Consider the following 17,714-nt stretch of genomic DNA (forward strand, 5'->3'; position numbering starts at 1 on the left):
CGCGTAGTCGTCGGAAAGGCCCCTCCCCGACCCTTGGCGGGAGGGGGTGGGCTGCGTCACGATGGGCGCGAGGAGGTCGCCCATGGCTGACCCGTGGCTCGCCCTGGAATTCGGCGCCGACCCGGCCGAGCGGATCGCGCAGGTCGGTGCCGCCCACGAAGCGTTCCTCACCGCCGGGACCACATCCGACCGGGTCCGCGACGTCGTCCGGCGGTCGTGGGAACGATCCGCGCTGCTCGACCCGGAGGCCACCGCCCCGGTCGACCTCGCCGACGACGCGCTGGAAAGCTACCGGGCGGCCCACCCGCTCGCCCGGGTACTGCCGCTCTTCCGCGACCTGCTCGGCGGCATCGCCCAGGACGGCGCCCAACTGATGGCGGTCTGCGACGCGAACGGGCGGCTGCTCTGGGTGGAGGGGCACCCGGGGGTGCTCCGGCACGCCGAGCGGATGAACTTCGTCCCCGGCGCGCGGTGGGACGAGACGCACGCCGGCACCAACGCCCCCGGCACCGCCCTGGCCGTCGACCACAGTGTGCAGATCTTCGCCACCGAGCACTTCGTCCGCCCGGTGCAGCGCTGGACCTGCGCCGCCGCGCCCATCCACGATCCCAGCGGGCGGCTGCTCGGCGCGGTCGACATCACCGGCGGCGACCACCTGGCCAACCCGCAGAGCCTCGCCCTGGTCCGGGCCACCGCCCGGGCCGCCGAGGCGTTCCTCGCCAGCGCCGCACCCGTCGAGCCGGACGTCATCCAGGTCACCGCGCTCGGCCGGGACGAGGCCGAGCTGCGCGTCGGCGGTCGGCGGATCCGCCTCGGCCGGCGGCACAGCGAACTGCTGGTGCTGCTCCTGGACCATCCCGAGGGGCGGAGCGGCGAGCAGCTCGGCCTCGACCTCTACGGCGACGACCGGCTGCACCCGGTCACCCTGCGCGCCGAGTTGTCCCGGCTGCGCCGGGCGCTCGGCCCGGAACTGCTCGACTCCCGCCCCTACCGGCTGCGCGGCACCGTGCGGGCGGACTTCCGTACCGTCACCGAGCTGCTGGAACGCGGCGACCCGGCCGGCGCGCTCCAGGCGTACCCGGGGCCCTTGCTGCCCGGGTCGGACGCGCCGGGAGTGGCGCGACTCCGCCGGCTGGTCGACGGGCAGCTCCGCGCGGCGGTGCTGGCCGCCGCGGACCCGGCGCTGCTCGCGGCCTGGACCTCGACCCCCGCCGGCGCCGACGACCTCACCGCCTGGCAGGCCCTGGCGCGGGCGTTGCCGCCGGGCGCGCCGCGCCGGCCCCTCGCCGCCGCGCGCATCCGCCAGCTCTCTCAGGAGTACGGACTTCCGCGCGCAACGTCCCTGCAACGTCGGTGAAACTAGGGTCCCGCCATAACCCCTGACGGACGGCGGAGGTACCGATGACGCGCTACGACGCCCCGACCCACTGGCAGTCCCGCTACGACCACTTCATCGGCGGCGAGTACGTCAAGCCGCACGGTGGCCAGTACTTCGAGAACCCCACCCCGGTCACCGGTCAGACCTTCTGCGAGGTGGCCCGGGGCACCGCCGAGGACGTCGAGAAGGCGCTCGACGCCGCACACGGCGCCGCCGACGCCTGGGGACGCACCTCGGTCGCCGAGCGGGCGCTGATCCTCAACAAGATCGCCGACCGGATGCAGGACAACCTGGAGTCCCTGGCCGTCGCCGAGACCTGGGAGAACGGCAAGCCGGTACGCGAGACCCTGGCCGCCGACATCCCGCTGGCCATCGACCACTTCCGGTACTTCGCCGGGGCGATCCGGGCGCAGGAGGGTTCGCTCGGCGAGATCGACGACGACACCGTGGCCTACCACTTCCACGAGCCGCTGGGCGTGGTCGGCCAGATCATCCCGTGGAACTTCCCGATCCTGATGGCGACCTGGAAGCTGGCGCCCGCGCTCGCCGCCGGCAACGCCGTGGTGCTGAAGCCGGCCGAGCAGACCCCGGCGTCGATCCACTACTGGCTCTCGCTGGTCGCCGACCTCCTGCCGCCGGGCGTGGTGAACGTGGTCAACGGCTTCGGCGTGGAGGCGGGCAAGCCGCTGGCTTCCTCACCGCGGGTGGCGAAGGTGGCGTTCACCGGCGAGACCACCACCGGGCGGCTGATCATGCAGTACGCCAGCGAGAACATCAAACCCGTCACGCTGGAACTGGGCGGCAAGAGCCCGAACATTTTCTTCGACGACGTCAGCTCGTCGCGGGACGACTTCCACGACAAGGCCCTCGAAGGCTTCACCATGTTCGCCCTCAACCAGGGTGAGGTCTGCACCTGCCCGTCCCGGGCGCTGATCCAGCAGGGCCACTACTCGGACTTCCTGGCGGCGGCCGTCGAGCGGACCAAGGCGATCACGCAGGGGCACCCGTTGGACACCGACACGATGATCGGGGCGCAGGCGTCCAACGACCAGTTGGAGAAGATCCTGTCCTACCTGGACATCGGCCGGCAGGAGGGCGCGAAGGCGCTCACCGGGGGCGAGCGGGCCGACCTCGGCGGCGAACTCTCCGGCGGGTACTACGTGCAGCCGACCATCTTCGAGGGCGACAATTCGATGCGGATCTTCCAGGAGGAGATCTTCGGGCCGGTGGTCTCGGTGACCTCCTTCGCCGACCTGGACGACGCCGTGAAGATCGCCAACGACACGCTGTACGGCCTCGGCGCGGGCGTGTGGACCCGGGACATGAACACCGCGTACCGGGCCGGACGGTCGATCCAGGCCGGGCGGGTCTGGACCAACTGCTACCACGCGTACCCGGCGCACGCCGCGTTCGGCGGGTACAAGCAGTCCGGGATCGGCCGGGAGAACCACAAGATGATGCTGGAGCACTACCAGCAGACCAAGAACCTGCTGGTCAGCTACTCCACCAAGAAGCTCGGCTTCTTCTGATGGACACCGTCTCCGACGGGACCGCGGCGCCGCTGAGTGCCGTGTCCGACGGGGCCGCGGTGCCCGGTTCGCCGGGCGCCGCGGCGCCGCCGCCCGTGACGGTCACGCCCGCGGCGGCCGAACTGATCCGGTCACTGAGGGGGCGGCACGGGCCGCTGATGTTCCACCAGTCCGGCGGCTGCTGCGACGGCAGCGCACCGATGTGCTATCCGGCCGGCGAGTTCCGCACCGGCGGCTCCGATGTCCTGCTCGCGTCGCTCGCGGTGGACGGCGTACCCGAGCCCGTCGGATTCTGGATCTCGAAGTCCCAGTGGGACCTCTGGAAGCACACGAGGCTCACCGTCGACGTGGTCCCCGGCCGAGGCAGCGGCTTCTCCCTGGAGGCCCCCGACGGCGTCCGCTTCCTCATCCGCTCCCACCTCGCCCCCTGACCCGGTCAGCTCCCCGCCGAGCGCCGTTCGACGATGTCCTCGCCGACCAACCACACCCGGAACGCGAGGACGTCGTCGCCCTCAGGCGATCTGGCGAAGGTCATTGCCGTAGTCGAAGATGATCCGCAGCCGGGCACCGAGGGCGTTGGCGTACCGGCTCAGCGTTGCTACCTCGTTGACGTCGAGGTCGCCGTTCTCGATCTGGCTGACCCGTCCGGGTGTGACCCCCATGAGATCGGCGACCTCCCGCTGCGTGAGCCCCAGCCGCTTGCGCTCCTCCGCGAGATGGAAGGCGCTCACCCACGCTTCGGTCCGGGCCCGCTCACGCTCGTAGGACGCGTCGTCACCGCCAAGCTCCTGACGCACGTCGTCCCAGTCGTAGAACTCGGTCACGACTCCCCCCTCCGCTCACGCTCATTGTCGAGCCAGGCCTTGTAGGCAACCTCCGCCAGCGGGATGTTGTCCTCGTACCACCGCGTCCAGTTGCGCGCCTTATTGCCCGCCACCAGGAGAACGGCCTGCGACCAGGGATCGAAGACGAAGAGCAGGCGGATCGCCACGTCTCGTCCCGATCTCGGCCGAAGCTCCTTGAGGTTGCCGATGCTGCTCCCGCGGAGTGTGTCCACGAGAGGGCGCCCCAGACCCGGCCCGATCTCGGCCAGCATGTCCACGGCCACCCTGACACTCTCGTAGGTCTCAGGATCTTCTCGTCGAAGATCCCGAAGCCATTGGCGGACCTCTTTGGTGACCCGAACGGACCAGCGTCCCCCGGTGGCAGCAGCCATGGCACAACTATAGCCCGGGCTAAACAACCCGGCGAGCGAACGGAGGTCAGCGGGCGTCGAGGAGGGGTTGGGTGGGGTTCCAGGGCGGGCCGCCGGCGGCGTCGCGGCGGCGGCGGGCGATCGCCGACAGGGCCTCCAGGACTACGCGGTTGCCGAGGTAGGCGGTGATGTCGGCGTGGTCGTAGGGCGGGGCGACCTCGACCACGTCGACGCCGACGACCGGCAGTTCATAGCAGACCCGGCGGACGGCGTCGAGGAGTTGGCGGGAGGTGAAGCCGCCGGGCTCGGGGGTGCCGGTGCCGGGGGCCATGCCGGGGTCGACCACGTCCACGTCGACGGAGAGGAAGACGCCCTCGCACTCGTCGGTGGCGATCGCGAAGGCCTCCGACAGGCACTCGTCCAGCCCCCGGGCGACCACCTCGGTCATCTCGTACGAGCGCATTCGCTGCTCGGCCATCCAGGACAGCGTCTCGGGGCCGGGCCAGTAGCCGCGCAGGCCGATCTGGAGGAAGCGGTCGCCGCGTACGGCGCCGGACTCGATGAGCCGGCGCATCGGCTGGCCGTGGCCGTGCAGCGAGCCGAACTCGATGTCGCCGGTGTCGGCGTGCGCGTCGAAGTGCACCAGCGACACCCGGCCCAGCCCGTGGTGCCGGGCCACCCCGGTGGCGTCGGGCAGCGCGATGGAATGGTCGCCGCCGAGCACGATGGGGATGGCACCGGTCCGCGCCACCGCGAGAACGGCCTCTTCCAGGGACGACAGGGACCGCTCGATGTCGCCGGAGAACATCTCGACGTCACCGGCGTCGTACACCCGGAGGTCCTTCAGGGCGTCGACGCGGAACGCCAGCGACGGGCGGGAGCCGTCGTGCGGCAGGTAGCAGGCCTGCCGGATGGCGGACGGGCCGAACCGGGTACCCGGCCGGTGCGAGGTGCCGCCGTCGAAGGGCGCGCCGACGATGACGACGTCCGCGTCTACGTAGGTGACGGGCTCGGAAAGGGTGCAGGGCGGCACGCCGAGGAACGTGACGTCAGGGCCGAACATCGGGCCGTAGCGGGTCACCGCTCCTCCATCCCCCACGGCGAGCCGTAGCCGGTCAGCAGGTCCAGGAAGGGTACCGGCGGCAGCGCCTCCGGACCGAGCACCCCGGCGCCCGACCAGGCGTCGGTGGCGAGCAGCTCCAGGGCGACGACCGGGTTGACGGCCGTCTGCCAGACCACGGCCTGGCGGCCGTACTCCTTCATCGACCACTGGTTGTCCACGACGTGGTAGAGGTAGACCTTGCGGGGCCGGCCGTCGACCCCGGTGCCGGTCACGTACGTCCCGGCGCAGGTCTTGCCGTGCATCCGGTCCCCGAGGGTGGCCGGGTCGGGCAGGCAGGCGGCGACCACGTCGCGCGGCGACACCGAGAGGTTGCCCACCCGGACCGGGGAAACCGCGTCCAGGCCCAGCTTGTGCAGCGTCTTGAGCACCTCGATGAACTCGTCGCCGAGGCCGTACTTGAAGGTGACCCGCTTCGCCTTGACCCAGCGCGGGATGAGCAGCACCTCCTCGTGCTCCACGTTGACGCACTCGACCGGGCCGATCCCCTCGGGGAAGTCGAAGACCTCCGGCTCGCTGAACGGCGGCGTGGTGTACCAGCCCCGGTCGGCCTCCCAGATGACCGGTGGGTTGAGGCACTCCTCGATGGTGGTCCAGATGGAGAACGAGGGCGCGAAGTCGTACCCGTCGACGGTGAGGTTGGCGCCGTCGCGGACCCCGATCTCGTCGATCTCGCTGAACAGTTCGTCGGCGGCGTAGCGGGCGAAGACGTCCGACAGTCCCGGCTCGATGCCGATGCCGCAGAGCGCGAGTCGCCCGGCACCGGACCACTGCTCCGAGCGAGCGAACTGCTCGTCGCCGAGCTTCACCCCGGTCTCGGCGTGGGGGCGGGACGGGTGCGGGTGGGACAGGGACATCGCCATGTCGAGGTAGTCGGCGCCGGCGGCGAACGCGCCGTCGAAGATCGGCATGACGAAGCGCGGGTCGACCGCGTTGAGCACGTGGGTGATCTGGTGCTCCCGGCAGAGCGCGGCGACCGCGTCCGCCGACGCCGCGTCGACCTGGGCGGCGACGAATCGGTGGTCGTGGTCGGCGATCGCCCGAGAGGCGCGGCCGAGGTCGTAGTCGGCGACCACCATGGTCTCGAAGAAGGAGCGGCGGGCCGCGATGGCGACGGCGGCGGAGCCGACGCCGCCGGCGCCGACGAGCAGGATGCGCATCAGGAATCAAACCCCAAACCAAGACGATCGAGCGTACGGAGCCAGACGTTGCGCCGGCCCTCCCGCGCGTCGGCACGGGCGAGCGACCAGCGGGTGAGATTGATGCCGGCGGCCCGCACGGGCTCCGGTGGGAACGGGAGCGGCTTGCTGCGCACCAGGTCGAGGCGGGTCAGCGCGGTTTCCGCCCCGCCGAGCAGGTCGAGCATCACCTGGGCGCCGAACCGGGTCGCCCCCACCCCGAGCCCGGTGAACCCGGCCGTGTACGCCAGCCGCCCGGAGTAGGCGGTGCCGAAGAACGGGCAGAACCGGGTGCAGGTGTCGACCACCCCGCCCCAGCGGTGGCTGAACCGCAGGCCGTCCAGCTGCGGGAAGGTGGTGAAGAAGTGGTCGCCGAGCGCGGCGAAGGTGGCCGGCCGCTGGGCCAGCTCGGGCGCCATCCGGTTGCCGTAGTGGTAGACCGCGTCGTACCCGCCGAAGAGGATCCGCCCGTCCGCGGTGATCCGGTAGTAGTGGAACTGGTTGCCGACGTCGGCGAGCCCCTGCCGGTTGCGCCAGCCGATGGCGTCCCGCTGGGCGGGCGTCAACGGCTCGGTCATCAGCGCGTAGTCGTACACCGGGACCAGCCAGGCCCGCAGCCGGCGCAGCAGCGGCGGGAACGCGTTGGTGGCGAGCGCGACCTGGCGGGCGTGGACGCTGCCCGGGGCCGCGTCGGCGCCGCCGGCCGTGGCGAGCCGCAGCCCGGCGCCGTCGCGGCGCAGGCCGGTGACCCGGGTGTGCTCGTGGATACGGACGCCCAGCTCGAGGCAGGCGCGGCGCAGCCCCCACGCCAGCTTCGCCGGGTCGAGCATGGCCACCCGGTCCCGGTCCCACATCCCACCGAGGTACGTCGGCGAGTCCACCTCGGCGCGGACCTCGTCGGCGTCGAGCAGTCGCACGTCGTGGCCGTACCGGCGGGCCAGCTCGGCGTCCTCGGCGAGCCCGGCCAGCTGGTACGGCTCGACGGCCACCGCCAGCTCACCGGTGCGCTCGAAGTCGCAGTCGATGCCGTGCTTGTCGACCGCGGCCGCGATCGCGTCCAGGTTCTCCCGGCCGAGTCGTTCCAGCTCGTCGATCTCGCCGGGGAAGCGGTCGACGCCGTTGGCCAGGCCGTGGGTGAGCGAGGCGGCGCAGAATCCGCCGTTGCGCCCGGACGCCGCCCAGCCGCAGGTGCCGGCCTCCACCAGGAGCACGTCACGGTCGGGGTAGGCCTGCTTGGCGAGCAGGGCGGTCCAGAGTCCGGCGTACCCGCCGCCGACCACCAGCAGGTCGGTCGTGGTCGCGCCGGTCAGTGGCGGCAGCGGGTCGGGGCGTTCCGGACGGTCCAGCCAGTAGGGCACGGGCGCGGCGTCGGCCAGCGCCCGGCCGGTATGCGGGAGTTTCATGACAGGCGCTTCGCCGGTCGTCCGGCCGCGACCGGGACCGCGAGTGCGGCCCGCCGAGCCCGGCGACCGCGCAACGAACTGGCGCCGACGAGCAGCAGGGCGATCGCGAACATCGCCGTGCCGATCACGTTGACCTGCGGCGGAATGCTCCGTCCGGCGGCGCCCCAGACCCACATCGGGAAGGTGACCGTGGTGGCCGAGTTGAAGTTCGTGATGATGAAGTCGTCGAAGCTCAGGGAGAAGGCGAGCAGCGCGGCGGCCACGATGCCGGGCAGCACCAACGGCAGGGTGATCCGCCGGAAGGTCTGCCACTCGCTGGCGTAGAGGTCCATGGCGGCCTCCTCCAGCCGGCGGTCCATGCCGGCGAGCCGCGCCTTGACGGTCACGACCACGAACGAGACGCAGAACATCACGTGCGCGATGACGATGGTCCAGAAACCCAGCGGCACCTGGGCGGCGACGAAGAGGGAGAGCAGCGAGGTGCCCATCACCAGCTCCGGCGTGGCCATCGGCAGGAAGATCAGCATGTTGATCGCGGCCCGACCGCGGAACCGGTGCCGGACCAGCGCGAACGCCATCAGCGTGCCGAGCACGGTGGACACCACGGTGGCGATGAAGCCGATCTGTGCGCTGCGTACCACCGCGTCGCACATGTCCGAGGTGGCGCATGGGTTGCGCCAGTTGTCCAGCGTGAACTCGTTGAAGTCGTAGGTGTTCCGGGCAGACGGGCGGTTGAACGACAACCCGATCACCACGGCGATCGGCAGGAAGAGGTAACCGAGCACCAGCAGGGCGACCCCCATCACCCACCGGTCGGCGATCCACCGGCCGAAGCGGGAACCCATCAGAGCACCTCCTCCGTGCCGGCCTTGCGCAGGTAGACGAAGACCACCGCGAGGATCGCCGCCATCAGCAGGAACGACAGCGCCGCGCCCTGCGGGTAGTTCAGTTTGACCAGGAACGCCGAGTCGATGACGTTGCCGATCATGTTGTCCCTCGGGGTGCCGAGCAGCTCGGCGTTGATGTAGTCACCGCTGGCCGGGATGAAGAAGAGCAGCGTGCCGGCGACCAGGCCGGGCATCGACAGCGGCAGGGTGACCTTCTGGAACGCCCGCAGCGGGCTGGCGTAGAGGTCGCTCGCCGCCTCCAGCATCCGGGGGTCCAGCCGCTCCAGGCTCGCGTACAGCGGCAGCACCAGGAAGGGCAGGAAGTTGTACGTCAGGCCGAGCACCACCGCACCCGCGGTGGCCAGCAACCGACCGTCCGGCCCGAGCAGGTGCACGTCCCGCAGCAGTCCGACGAGCCAGCCGTTGTCCGACAGGATGGTCTTCCAGGCCAGCGTGCGGACCAGGAAGCTGGTGAACATCGGCGCGACCACGGAGACCAAGAGCAGGTTCTTCCACCGGCCGGCCTTCTGCGCGATCCCGTACGCCAGCGGGTAACCCATCAGCAGGGCCAGCACCAGCGCGATCCCGGTGTAGACGAACGACCGGACCAGCTGCGGCCAGTACTCCTGGAGCGCCGCCGGGTAGTTGCCGACGGCCCCGGTCATCGCGTACCCGGTGGTCACCGAGCCGCTGGGGTCGTAGAGACTGGCCGCGGCGAGCTGGACCAGCGGCACAGCGAAGAAGATCAGCAGCCAGGCTGCGCCCGGCAGCAGCAGCAGGTACGGCAGCAGCCGGTGCCGCCCGCGCCGGGGCGCCGGCGGCGACGCCGACTGCCCCGACCCGGTGGGTACGTGCGCGAGGGCGGTCATGGCGCCACCTCGCTCCGCTCGGCGTCACCATGACCTGGTGATGGACTGAGCCGAATGGTTCGCTCGCTGCGCTCGTTCACGGCAGGACACCCACCGGCTCGTCGAGCAGCGGGGTGGTGCGGTCGTCCTCGCCCGGCTCGCGGGGAAGCAGGAAGGCGTGCCGCGGGTCCCAGTGCGCCACCACCGGGGTGCCGACCGGCAGTTGCCCGCCGAGGCCGCTGTTCGCGGAGAACGCCGACAGTTCGCTGCCCCAGGCGGTCTTCACCAGGTACTGGGTGCTGACCCCGACGTAGGAGGCATCGGTCACCACGCCACCGACGTGCTGGTGGCCGGCCGGCACCGCGGCGGCGGTGGCGACCAGGTGCAGCTTCTCGGGGCGTACCCCGAGGAAGACCGGTCCCCTTGCGAGGCGGGCCCGCGCGGCGGGCACGGAGAAGCGCCCGCCGTGCGCGGAGACCAGCACGTCCCTGCCGCTCGTGCCGCTGGCCTCGCCGGCCAGCAGGTTGGACTGGCCGAGGAAGTTCGCCACGAACGCGGTGGCCGGGAACTCGTAGATGTCGGCGGGCGCGCCGAGCTGCTCGATCTTCCCGGCGTTCATCACCGCGACGGTGTCGGCCATGGTCATGGCCTCCTCCTGGTCGTGGGTGACGTGCACGAAGGTGATGCCGACCTCGGTCTGGATCCGCTTCAGCTCGATCTGCATCTGCCGGCGCAGCTTGAGGTCGAGCGCGCCGAGCGGCTCGTCCAGCAGCAGCACCTGCGGGTGGTTGATCAGTGCGCGGGCCAGCGCGACCCGCTGCTGCTGCCCGCCGGAGAGCTGGGCGGGCCGGCGCGGGCCGTAGCCCTCGAGCTGCACCAGCGCGAGCATCCGGTCGACCTGCTCGGCGACCTTGCGGATGCCCCGCCGGCGCAGCCCGAAGGCCACGTTCTCGGTGATGTCCAGGTGCGGGAAGAGCGCGTAACTCTGGAACACGGTGTTCACCGGCCGCTTGTACGGCCGCAGCCGGGCGATGTCCCGGTCACCGAGCAGCACCTGTCCGCTGGTCGGCTCCTCCAGCCCGGCGATCATCCGCAGGGTGGTGGTCTTGCCGCAGCCGGACGCGCCGAGCAGGGCGAAGAACGAGCCCTGCGGGATGGTCAGGCTGAGGTCGTCGACCGCGGTGAAGACGCCGAACTTCTTGGTCAGGTTCGCCAGCCGCAGGTCGCCGGCCGGTGCCTCGTGTCCCATCGTTCTCACGCCCCGATGACCTGCTGGAACTTGGTCTCGTACTCCTTCTCCTGTTTCTCGTCCAGAGCCATGAAGACCTTGGACTTCGACAGCATCGGCTCGTCCGGGAAGATCAGCGGGTTGCTGGCCAGGTCCGGGTCGATCTTCTCCATCTCGGCCTGGGCGCCCTTGACCGGGCAGATGTAGTTGACGTACGCGGCGAGCTTCGCGGCCACCACCGGGTCGTAGTAGTAGTTCATCAGCTCTTCGGCGTTGGCCTTGTGGCTGGCCTTGTTCGGCACCAGCATGTTGTCCGACCAGAGCATGACGCCGGACTCCGGCACCACGAACTTGATCTTCTCGTCCTCGAAGCCGAGCTGGATGACGTCGCCGGACCAGCCGATGCACGCGGCGATGTCGCCCTTGGCCAGGTCCGGGGCGTAGTCGTTGCCGGTGAACTTCCGGATCTGCTTGGAGTCCACGGCCTTCTTCAGCTTGGCCAACGCGTCGTCGAACTGCGCGGCGGTGAAGTTCGCCGGGTCGTGGCCGTTCGACTGGAGCAGCAGGCCCATGGTGTCGCGCATCTCGGACAGCGCGGTCACCTTGCCCTTCAGCTCGGGCTTGGTGAGCAGCTCGTCGACGGTGCGGATCTCCTTGGTCACCTTGCCGTTGTAGGCCAGGCCGGCCAGGCCGGACTGCCACGGGATGGCGAGCTGGCTGTCCGGGTCGAAGGACCGGTTGCGCAGCGACGGCAGCAGGTTGGCCTCGACGTTCGGCATCTTCGACTTGTCGAGCTTCTGGATCCAGCCGAGCCGGATCATCCGGGCCGCCATCCAGTCGGTGAGGACCATGATGTCCCGCCCGGTCGCCTGGCAGCCGGCGAGCTGGTTCTGCACCTTGCCGAAGAACTCGTTGTTGTCGTTGACGTCCTCGGTGTAGGTCACCTGGATGCCGGACTTGGCGATGAAGGCGTCGAGGCTGGGGCGCTTCGACTCGTCCTTCTCGTCGACGTCCATGTACTGCGGCCAGTTCGAGAAGGCGAGCTTCTTCTCCGTGGCGGAGAGGTCATCGCTCTTACAGCCGGCCTCGGTCTGCTGGGCGCCCTTCGTGCCGCAGCCGGCCAGCGTGCCGGCGGTGGCCAGCAGCGCTGCCGAGCCGAGGGTGCCGGTGAGCAGACCACGCCGGGTGAGGGGCCGGAGGGGACTACGCATGTGACGACTCCTAGGGGGGTCATCGTCGGCGGCGGGACGGGGGTTGCACGCCGGCGGGAGGGTCAGTGGCGATGGACGACTGATCCTGACATGAGGTGACCTTCCTTACAAGGGATTCCGTTGCGGGATTAGCAATGGGCGACGAAATACGCCAGACTGCGCCGGGGCACTACGCTCAGCCCCAAGGAATCGGACGTGGGGAGCGGCGATGAACAACCGGCATCCGGAGACCGGCAATGGCACACGTCGCGTCACTGTGCGTGAAGGCTCCAGTCACGCTCTGCTGGACGACGTGGCCAAGCAGATCATCGAGCAGCTCCAGGAGGACGGCCGCCGCCCGTACGCGACCATCGGCAAGGCCGTCGGCCTCTCCGAGGCGGCGGTACGCCAGCGGGTGCAGCGCCTGCTCGACGCCGGGGTCATGCAGATCGTCGCGGTGACCGATCCGCTCCAGCTCGGGTTCCCCCGCCAGGCGATGATCGGCCTGCGCACGAACGGCGACCTGGAGACGGTGGCCGACCGGCTCGCCGGCTTCGAGGAGATCGACTACGTGGTGATCACGGCCGGCTCGTTCGACCTGCTGGCCGAGGTGGTCTGCCGCAACGACGCCCACCTGCTGGAGATCCTGCAGAAGCTGCGCGCCGTCGAGGGAGTGCTCGCCACCGAGGCATTCGTCTACCTCAAGCTGCGCAAGCAGACCTACAGCTGGGGTACGGCCTGATACGGATTCCGTTGCACGGGTTAGCCGCTTTCGCTGAATCCGTTGCAGCAGGCCCCTGCTACTTGCGTTATCAACACTCGTTGTGCGATAACCGTGGGCAGAGCGGCCGGTGTCACCCCTGACCGGCCCGAGACCCGATGGGGCTGACATGGCCAACGCCACCGACCACCTCTGGATGCACTTCACCCGGATGGCCAGCTACTCCGCCGGCGAGGTACCGACCATCGTCCGCGGCGAGGGCGCGTACGTCTGGGACGCCCAGGGCCGCCGCTACCTGGACGGGCTCGCCGGGCTCTTCGTCGTCAACGCCGGCCACGGCCGCACCGAACTGGCCGAGGCCGCCGCCAAGCAGGCCGGCGAGCTGGCCTACTTCCCACTGTGGTCGTACGCCCACCCGAAGGCCATCGAGCTGGCCGAGAAGGTCGCCTCGCTCGCCCCCGGCGACCTGAACCGGGTCTTCTTCACCACCGGCGGCTCGGAGGCCGTCGAGGCGGCGTGGAAGCTGGCCCGGGCCTACTTCAAGCGCACCGGTCAGCCGAACAAGTACAAGGTGGTCAGCCGGTACATCGCGTACCACGGCACCTCGATGGGCGCGCTGTCGATCACCGGCCTGCCCGGCATCAAGAGCGACTTCGAGCCGCTGGTCCCCGGCGGCATCAAGGTGCCGAACACCAACTTCTACCGGGCCCCCGAGCACGGCGACGACCCCGAGGCGTTCGGCCGCTGGGCCGCCGACGAGATCGGCCGGGCGATCGAGCGGGAGGGGCCGGACACCGTCGCGGCGGTCTTCCTGGAGCCGGTGCAGAACTCCGGTGGCTGCTTCCCGCCCCCGCCCGGCTACTTCGAGCGGGTCCGCGAGATCTGCGACGCGTACGACGTGCTGCTCGTCAGTGACGAGGTGATCTGCTCCTGGGGCCGGCTGGGTGAGTACTTCGGCGCCGTCCGGTACGGCTACCAGCCCGACATCATCACCACCGCCAAGGGCATCACCTCGGGGTACGCCCCACTCGGCGCGATGATCGCGAGCGAGCGGCTGATGGAGCCGTTCCTCACCGAGACCGGCATGTTCGCGCACGGGGTGACCTTCGGCGGCCACCCGGTCTCCTGCGCGGTGGCCCTGGCCAACCTGGAGGTCTTCGCCCGCGAGGACCTGGTCGGCCACGTCCGGGCCAACGAGGGCGCCTTCCGGTCCACCCTGGAGAAGCTCAACGACCTGCCGATCGTCGGTGACGTCCGGGGCGACGGCTACTTCTACGGCATCGAGCTGGTCAAGGACAAGGCCACCAGGGAGACCTTCGACGAGGCCGAGTCCGAGCGGCTGCTGCGTGGCTTCCTGTCCAGCGCGCTGTTCCAGGCCGGCCTCTACTGCCGGGCCGACGACCGGGGCGATCCGGTGGTGCAGCTCGCCCCGCCGCTGATCGCCCAGCAGGAGCAGTTCGACGAGATCGAGCAGATCCTGCGCGCCGTGCTGACCGAGGCATGGGCACGCCTCTGACCGGCGGTCCGGGGTCCACCACGGACGGGGCCGGGTCTCGCAGCGGCGAGGTCCGGCCCCGCGCCGTCGGCCCGGTCCCGGCCCGCCCCGAGGGCACCGACGACGTCGGCCGGACCCCCCGCACCCGGGTCCGCCGGCTGCCCGACCTGGCCGTCCACGATCGGGCCACCCTGCACGCCGTCCTCGACGCCGGCCGGATCGGCCATCTGGCCATCGCCGACGGCGACCAGCCGTACGCGCTGCCGGTGGCGTACGCCCGGGACGGCGACCGGGTGCTGGTGCACGGCTCCACCGGCAGCCGCCTCTTCCGGCACCTCGCCGACGGGGCGCCGGCCTGCCTGACCGTCACCCTGCTCGACGGCCTGGTGCTGGCCCGCAGCGCCTTCGACTCGTCGATGAACTACCGCTGCGTGATGGCGCTCGGCGAGCTGACCGCGCTGCACGGGGACGCGAAGCTGGCTGCCCTGGAACGCCTCTCCGAGCACCTGCTGCCCGGCCGCTGGGCGCAGCTCCGCCCGCCGTCGGCGAAGGAGCTGGCCGCCACGCTGGTGCTCGCGCTGCCGCTGGACGAGTGCTCGGTGAAGGTCAGCGCCGGCCCGCCCGAGGACCCCGAGGACGAGCTCGACCAACCGGTCTGGGCCGGCGTGGTGCCCGTCGTCGAGGCGTACGGCACTCCGCAGCCCGATCCGCGGCTGCGCCACGACCTGCCCCCACCGGAGTGGTGATGCGCTACCAGGAGCTGTCGTACTGGCTGTCCAGCCTGGACGAGCCGCTGACCCCGCGCCCCGCGCTACCCGGCGACGCCGACGCGGACGTGGTGATCGTCGGGGCCGGCTACACCGGGCTGTGGACGGCGTACTACCTGGCCGCCGCGGACCCGTCGCTGCGGATCGTCGTGCTGGAGTCGGAGATCGCCGGGTACGGCGCCTCGGGGCGCAACGGCGGTTGGTGCTCGGCGCTCTTCCCCACCTCGCTGCCCGCGCTGGCCCGCCGGCACGGCCGGGACCGGGCCCTGGCGATGCAGCGGGCCATGCAGGAGACCGTCCGCGAGGTCGGTCGGGTGGTCGCCGCCGAGGGCATCGACTGCGACTGGCAGCCCGGTGGGACGGTGGTGCTCGCGCGCTCCGCGGCCCAGCTCGGCCGGGCCCGGGCCGCAGTCGCCGAGGCCCGCGAACACGGCCTGGCCGACGACGACCTGGTGCTGCTCGACGCCGCCGAGGCCACCGCCCGCTGCGCCGCCGAGGGGGTGCTCGGGGGGACGTACACCCCGCACTGCGCCGCCGTGCATCCGGCCCGGCTGGTCCGCGGGCTGGCCCGGGCGGTCGAACGCCATGGGGTGACGATCTTCGAGCGGACGCCGGTCACCGCCGTACGGGCCGGCGTCGCCGTCACCGCGACCGGGGTGGTGCGGGCGCCGGTGGTGGTCCGGGCGACCGAGGGCTTCACGCCGGCCCTGCCCGGGCAGCGGCGCGTCGTCGCGCCGGTCTACTCGCTGATGGTGGCCACCGAGCCGCTGCCGGCCACGACGTGGGCCCGGATCGGGCTCGCGGAGCGGGAGACCTTCTCCGACTACCGGCACGTCATCATCTACGGCCAGCGCACCGCTGACGGCCGGCTGGCGTTCGGCGGGCGGGGCGCCCCGTACCACTTCGGGTCGCGGACGGCGCCCGGCTACGACCGGGAGCCGCGGGTCTTCGCCGCGCTGCGGCGGGTGCTCGGCGAGCTCTTCCCGGTGCTCGGCGAGGTGCCGGTCAGCCACACCTGGGGTGGGCCGCTCGGCGTGGCCCGGGACTGGGCCGCCTCGGTGGGCCTGGACCGGGCGTCCGGGCTGGCCTGGGCCGGCGGGTACGTCGGCGACGGCGTCGGCACCAGCAACCTCGCGGGTCGTACCCTGGCGGACCTGATCCGGGGGCAGCGGACCGAGCTCACCGCCCTGCCGTGGGTCAACCACCGCTCCCCGAGGTGGGAACCCGAGCCCCTGCGCTGGCTGGCCGTCAACGCCGGCCTCCGGCTGATGTTCTCCGCCGACGAGGCCGAACAGCGCACCAACCGGCCCGCCCGCCGCGCCGCCGCCTTCTCCCGCCTCCTCGGCCACTGACACCCTGCTCCAGTGCTCCCCGCTGCCACCCGCCGAGCACGGGGTTGGCGGGTGAATCGGAGATCAACTGACCCGCCAACCTCATGATCGACGAGGAGAGCGGGCGGCGCGTGGGGGTCAGTGGTTGGGCGGGATGACGCGGAGGTGGCCGCGGCGGCCGGTGTGCTGGGCCTGGTGGAGGTCCTGATCGCCCTCGGGCGGGCGCGGCGGCGCGGGACGGGCGGCCTCGCGGACGGCCTCGGCCAGGGCGACCAGGTCGTCGGTGGTGGGCGGCGGGGGCTCGAACTCCCCCTCGTGCCGCACCACGTCCCAGCCGCGCGGGGCGGTCAGGCTGCGGGCGTGCGGCTCGCAGAGGTCGTACGTGTGCGGCTCGGCGAACGCCGCCAGCGGGCCCACCACGGCTGTCGACTCGTTGTAGACATAGGTCAATGTGGCGACCGCTTGCCGGGGGCAGCCGTTACGGGAGCAGCGCCGTGGTGACCTCACGGCGGCAGGGTATCCCCATTACCGGGTCCGGCGCACCGCTTCGCGTTGCGACACGCCCGTCACGGTGATCACAGTTCATCCGATCGGATCACCGGCACGCCGGGCCGGTGGCGCAGCGGCGGGCCGGCCCGCGGCGGGGGCTACCCTCTTCCTCATGACGAGCCCGGAACACCGCCGCCCCGGCTCCGGCCGGCGCACCCACCGCGACCGCCACGGTCGGGGGCTGCGCGGGCGGTTGGTGCCGGCCACCGTGCCGCTGGCCCGGACCAAGGCGGAGGTCTTCGACGACCTGGTGCTCGACACGGTGGAGACGTTGGAGCGCCGCTTCGCCAAGGAGCTGGCCGGCGTCGAGTTCGCGGTCGAGGACGTCCCGCCGGACCTGAACGTCTACGACTCCGACGTGCTGGAGGACGGCGAGGTGCCGCTCGCCCGCCTGCTGCCCGGCCGTCCGGGCCGGCAGGAGGTGCCGCCGCGGATCGTGCTCTACCGGCGGCCGCTGGAGTTCCGGGCGATGGACCGCGAGGACCTCGCCGACCTCGTGCACGACGTGATCATCGAACAGGTGGCGAACCTGCTCGGGGTCGACCCGGACGAGCTGGCCTGACCCCCGCCGGTCCAGCCGTCGTCCCGAGCCGGGCGGCCCCCACCGCCCCGGCCCGGCACCGTCTCAGGCGGCGACCCGCCGCTTGAGCTTGCGCCGCTCCCGCTCGGAGAGCCCGCCCCAGATCCCGAACCGCTCGTCGTGGCCGAGAGCGTATTCGAGGCACTCCGTCTTCACTTCGCACCGCGAGCAGATGCGCTTCGCCTCGCGGGTCGAGCCGCCCTTCTCGGGAAAGAACGCCTCCGGGTCGGTCTGCGAGCAGAGCGCTCGCTCCTGCCACTCCGGCGCGTTTCCGAGCAGGTCGGCCACCTCGAGCTGGCCGTCCATCAGATGCCT

Annotated in this window: 19 protein-coding genes; 8 read left to right on the plus strand and 11 right to left on the minus strand. The window is 71.5% G+C overall.

From position 1 onward, the window contains the following. The first annotated feature begins 82 nt into the window (after positions 1-82). Genes I8N68_RS08475 through I8N68_RS08485 form a run of 3 tightly spaced genes read left to right on the plus strand, consistent with a single transcriptional unit; the run spans position 83 to position 3,338 of the window. Entirely contained in the window at positions 83-1,357 is a 1,275-nt protein-coding gene (locus I8N68_RS08475; protein ID WP_200209321.1) for a GAF domain-containing protein, read from the plus strand. 44 nt (positions 1,358-1,401) lie between these two features. Further along, entirely contained in the window at positions 1,402-2,907 is a 1,506-nt protein-coding gene (gene adh / locus I8N68_RS08480; RefSeq protein WP_200209322.1) for an aldehyde dehydrogenase, read from the plus strand. Further along, positions 2,907-3,338 (plus strand): DUF779 domain-containing protein, encoded by a 432-nt coding sequence (locus tag I8N68_RS08485; protein ID WP_234039139.1) that lies wholly within the window; start codon positions 2,907-2,909, stop codon positions 3,336-3,338. Before adh ends, I8N68_RS08485 begins: the two co-directional genes overlap by 1 nt. A gap of 81 nt (positions 3,339-3,419) precedes the next feature. On the opposite strand, the gene I8N68_RS08490 is transcribed toward I8N68_RS08485, so the two are convergent. The 9 genes from I8N68_RS08490 to I8N68_RS08530 form a co-directional block, all read right to left on the minus strand. Continuing rightward, complete coding sequence (locus tag I8N68_RS08490; RefSeq protein WP_200209323.1) at positions 3,420-3,731, minus strand: transcriptional regulator; 312 nt, start codon at positions 3,729-3,731, stop codon at positions 3,420-3,422. Next, positions 3,728-4,123, minus strand: coding sequence for a type II toxin-antitoxin system RelE/ParE family toxin (locus tag I8N68_RS08495; RefSeq protein WP_200209324.1), 396 nt, complete (start codon positions 4,121-4,123; stop codon positions 3,728-3,730). The genes I8N68_RS08490 and I8N68_RS08495 overlap by 4 nt, the downstream gene beginning before the upstream one ends. Positions 4,124-4,169: 46 nt before the next feature. Further along, complete coding sequence (gene speB, locus I8N68_RS08500; RefSeq protein ID WP_200209325.1) at positions 4,170-5,183, minus strand: agmatinase; 1,014 nt, start codon at positions 5,181-5,183, stop codon at positions 4,170-4,172. Beyond that, positions 5,180-6,382, minus strand: coding sequence for a saccharopine dehydrogenase family protein (locus tag I8N68_RS08505; protein ID WP_200209326.1), 1,203 nt, complete (start codon positions 6,380-6,382; stop codon positions 5,180-5,182). The genes speB and I8N68_RS08505 overlap by 4 nt, the downstream gene beginning before the upstream one ends. Then, the gene (locus I8N68_RS08510; RefSeq protein ID WP_200209327.1) at positions 6,382-7,803 is read right to left on the minus strand and encodes an NAD(P)/FAD-dependent oxidoreductase; all 1,422 of its coding nucleotides are present in this window, start codon (positions 7,801-7,803) and stop codon (positions 6,382-6,384) included. The genes I8N68_RS08505 and I8N68_RS08510 overlap by 1 nt, the downstream gene beginning before the upstream one ends. After that, positions 7,800-8,648, minus strand: a complete 849-nt coding sequence (locus I8N68_RS08515; RefSeq protein WP_234039141.1) for an ABC transporter permease — start codon at positions 8,646-8,648, stop codon at positions 7,800-7,802. The genes I8N68_RS08510 and I8N68_RS08515 overlap by 4 nt, the downstream gene beginning before the upstream one ends. Beyond that, positions 8,648-9,559, minus strand: coding sequence for an ABC transporter permease (locus I8N68_RS08520; RefSeq protein WP_200209328.1), 912 nt, complete (start codon positions 9,557-9,559; stop codon positions 8,648-8,650). Before I8N68_RS08520 ends, I8N68_RS08515 begins: the two co-directional genes overlap by 1 nt. A 76-nt stretch (positions 9,560-9,635) precedes the next feature. After that, positions 9,636-10,787: an ABC transporter ATP-binding protein gene (locus I8N68_RS08525; RefSeq protein ID WP_200209329.1), complete on the minus strand. Its 1,152-nt coding sequence runs from the start codon at positions 10,785-10,787 to the stop codon at positions 9,636-9,638. A 5-nt stretch (positions 10,788-10,792) separates the two neighbouring features. Further along, positions 10,793-11,977: a polyamine ABC transporter substrate-binding protein gene (locus I8N68_RS08530; RefSeq protein WP_200209330.1), complete on the minus strand. Its 1,185-nt coding sequence runs from the start codon at positions 11,975-11,977 to the stop codon at positions 10,793-10,795. Positions 11,978-12,185: 208 nt separating this feature from the next. Between I8N68_RS08530 and I8N68_RS08535 the strand changes: the two genes are divergently transcribed. The 4 genes from I8N68_RS08535 (at position 12,186) to I8N68_RS08550 (ending at position 16,291) form a co-directional block, all read left to right on the plus strand. Then, positions 12,186-12,698, plus strand: coding sequence for an Lrp/AsnC family transcriptional regulator (locus I8N68_RS08535; RefSeq protein WP_200209331.1), 513 nt, complete (start codon positions 12,186-12,188; stop codon positions 12,696-12,698). 148 nt (positions 12,699-12,846) lie between these two features. Next, positions 12,847-14,193: an aspartate aminotransferase family protein gene (locus I8N68_RS08540; RefSeq protein ID WP_200209332.1), complete on the plus strand. Its 1,347-nt coding sequence runs from the start codon at positions 12,847-12,849 to the stop codon at positions 14,191-14,193. Beyond that, the gene (locus I8N68_RS08545; RefSeq protein ID WP_200209333.1) at positions 14,178-14,918 is read left to right on the plus strand and encodes a pyridoxamine 5'-phosphate oxidase family protein; all 741 of its coding nucleotides are present in this window, start codon (positions 14,178-14,180) and stop codon (positions 14,916-14,918) included. Before I8N68_RS08540 ends, I8N68_RS08545 begins: the two co-directional genes overlap by 16 nt. Beyond that, positions 14,918-16,291, plus strand: coding sequence for an NAD(P)/FAD-dependent oxidoreductase (locus tag I8N68_RS08550; RefSeq protein ID WP_200209334.1), 1,374 nt, complete (start codon positions 14,918-14,920; stop codon positions 16,289-16,291). Before I8N68_RS08545 ends, I8N68_RS08550 begins: the two co-directional genes overlap by 1 nt. A 117-nt stretch (positions 16,292-16,408) precedes the next feature. On the opposite strand, the gene I8N68_RS08555 is transcribed toward I8N68_RS08550, so the two are convergent. After that, positions 16,409-16,777, minus strand: coding sequence for a DUF3499 domain-containing protein (locus I8N68_RS08555; RefSeq protein WP_200209335.1), 369 nt, complete (start codon positions 16,775-16,777; stop codon positions 16,409-16,411). Between the two features lie 154 nt (positions 16,778-16,931). Here I8N68_RS08555 and I8N68_RS08560 point away from each other — a divergent pair, with 154 nt between their 5' ends. Then, positions 16,932-17,381, plus strand: a complete 450-nt coding sequence (locus tag I8N68_RS08560; protein WP_088963879.1) for a metallopeptidase family protein — start codon at positions 16,932-16,934, stop codon at positions 17,379-17,381. A gap of 63 nt (positions 17,382-17,444) precedes the next feature. Here I8N68_RS08560 and I8N68_RS08565 read toward each other — a convergent pair whose 3' ends face one another. After that, positions 17,445-17,705 (minus strand): WhiB family transcriptional regulator, encoded by a 261-nt coding sequence (locus I8N68_RS08565; RefSeq protein ID WP_013284161.1) that lies wholly within the window; start codon positions 17,703-17,705, stop codon positions 17,445-17,447. Positions 17,706-17,714 lie beyond the last annotated feature (9 nt).

The organism is Micromonospora coerulea (genome assembly GCF_016598485.1).
Classification (GTDB): Bacteria; Actinomycetota; Actinomycetes; order Mycobacteriales; family Micromonosporaceae; genus Micromonospora; species Micromonospora coerulea.

Coding starts and splice junctions, on each gene's coding strand:
- adh (WP_200209322.1), top strand. CDS start 1,402: ATGACGCGCTACGACGCCCCGACCCACTGGCAGTCCCGCTACGACCAC.
- I8N68_RS08505 (WP_200209326.1), bottom strand. CDS start 6,382: ATGCGCATCCTGCTCGTCGGCGCCGGCGGCGTCGGCTCCGCCGCCGTC.
- I8N68_RS08530 (WP_200209330.1), bottom strand. CDS start 11,977: ATGCGTAGTCCCCTCCGGCCCCTCACCCGGCGTGGTCTGCTCACCGGC.
- I8N68_RS08475 (WP_200209321.1), top strand. CDS start 83: ATGGCTGACCCGTGGCTCGCCCTGGAATTCGGCGCCGACCCGGCCGAG.
- I8N68_RS08545 (WP_200209333.1), top strand. CDS start 14,178: ATGGGCACGCCTCTGACCGGCGGTCCGGGGTCCACCACGGACGGGGCC.
- I8N68_RS08550 (WP_200209334.1), top strand. CDS start 14,918: ATGCGCTACCAGGAGCTGTCGTACTGGCTGTCCAGCCTGGACGAGCCG.
- I8N68_RS08515 (WP_234039141.1), bottom strand. CDS start 8,648: ATGGGTTCCCGCTTCGGCCGGTGGATCGCCGACCGGTGGGTGATGGGG.
- I8N68_RS08525 (WP_200209329.1), bottom strand. CDS start 10,787: ATGGGACACGAGGCACCGGCCGGCGACCTGCGGCTGGCGAACCTGACC.
- I8N68_RS08485 (WP_234039139.1), top strand. CDS start 2,907: ATGGACACCGTCTCCGACGGGACCGCGGCGCCGCTGAGTGCCGTGTCC.
- I8N68_RS08520 (WP_200209328.1), bottom strand. CDS start 9,559: ATGACCGCCCTCGCGCACGTACCCACCGGGTCGGGGCAGTCGGCGTCG.
- I8N68_RS08540 (WP_200209332.1), top strand. CDS start 12,847: ATGGCCAACGCCACCGACCACCTCTGGATGCACTTCACCCGGATGGCC.
- I8N68_RS08510 (WP_200209327.1), bottom strand. CDS start 7,803: ATGAAACTCCCGCATACCGGCCGGGCGCTGGCCGACGCCGCGCCCGTG.
- I8N68_RS08560 (WP_088963879.1), top strand. CDS start 16,932: ATGACGAGCCCGGAACACCGCCGCCCCGGCTCCGGCCGGCGCACCCAC.
- I8N68_RS08565 (WP_013284161.1), bottom strand. CDS start 17,705: ATGGACGGCCAGCTCGAGGTGGCCGACCTGCTCGGAAACGCGCCGGAG.
- I8N68_RS08495 (WP_200209324.1), bottom strand. CDS start 4,123: ATGGCTGCTGCCACCGGGGGACGCTGGTCCGTTCGGGTCACCAAAGAG.
- I8N68_RS08535 (WP_200209331.1), top strand. CDS start 12,186: ATGAACAACCGGCATCCGGAGACCGGCAATGGCACACGTCGCGTCACT.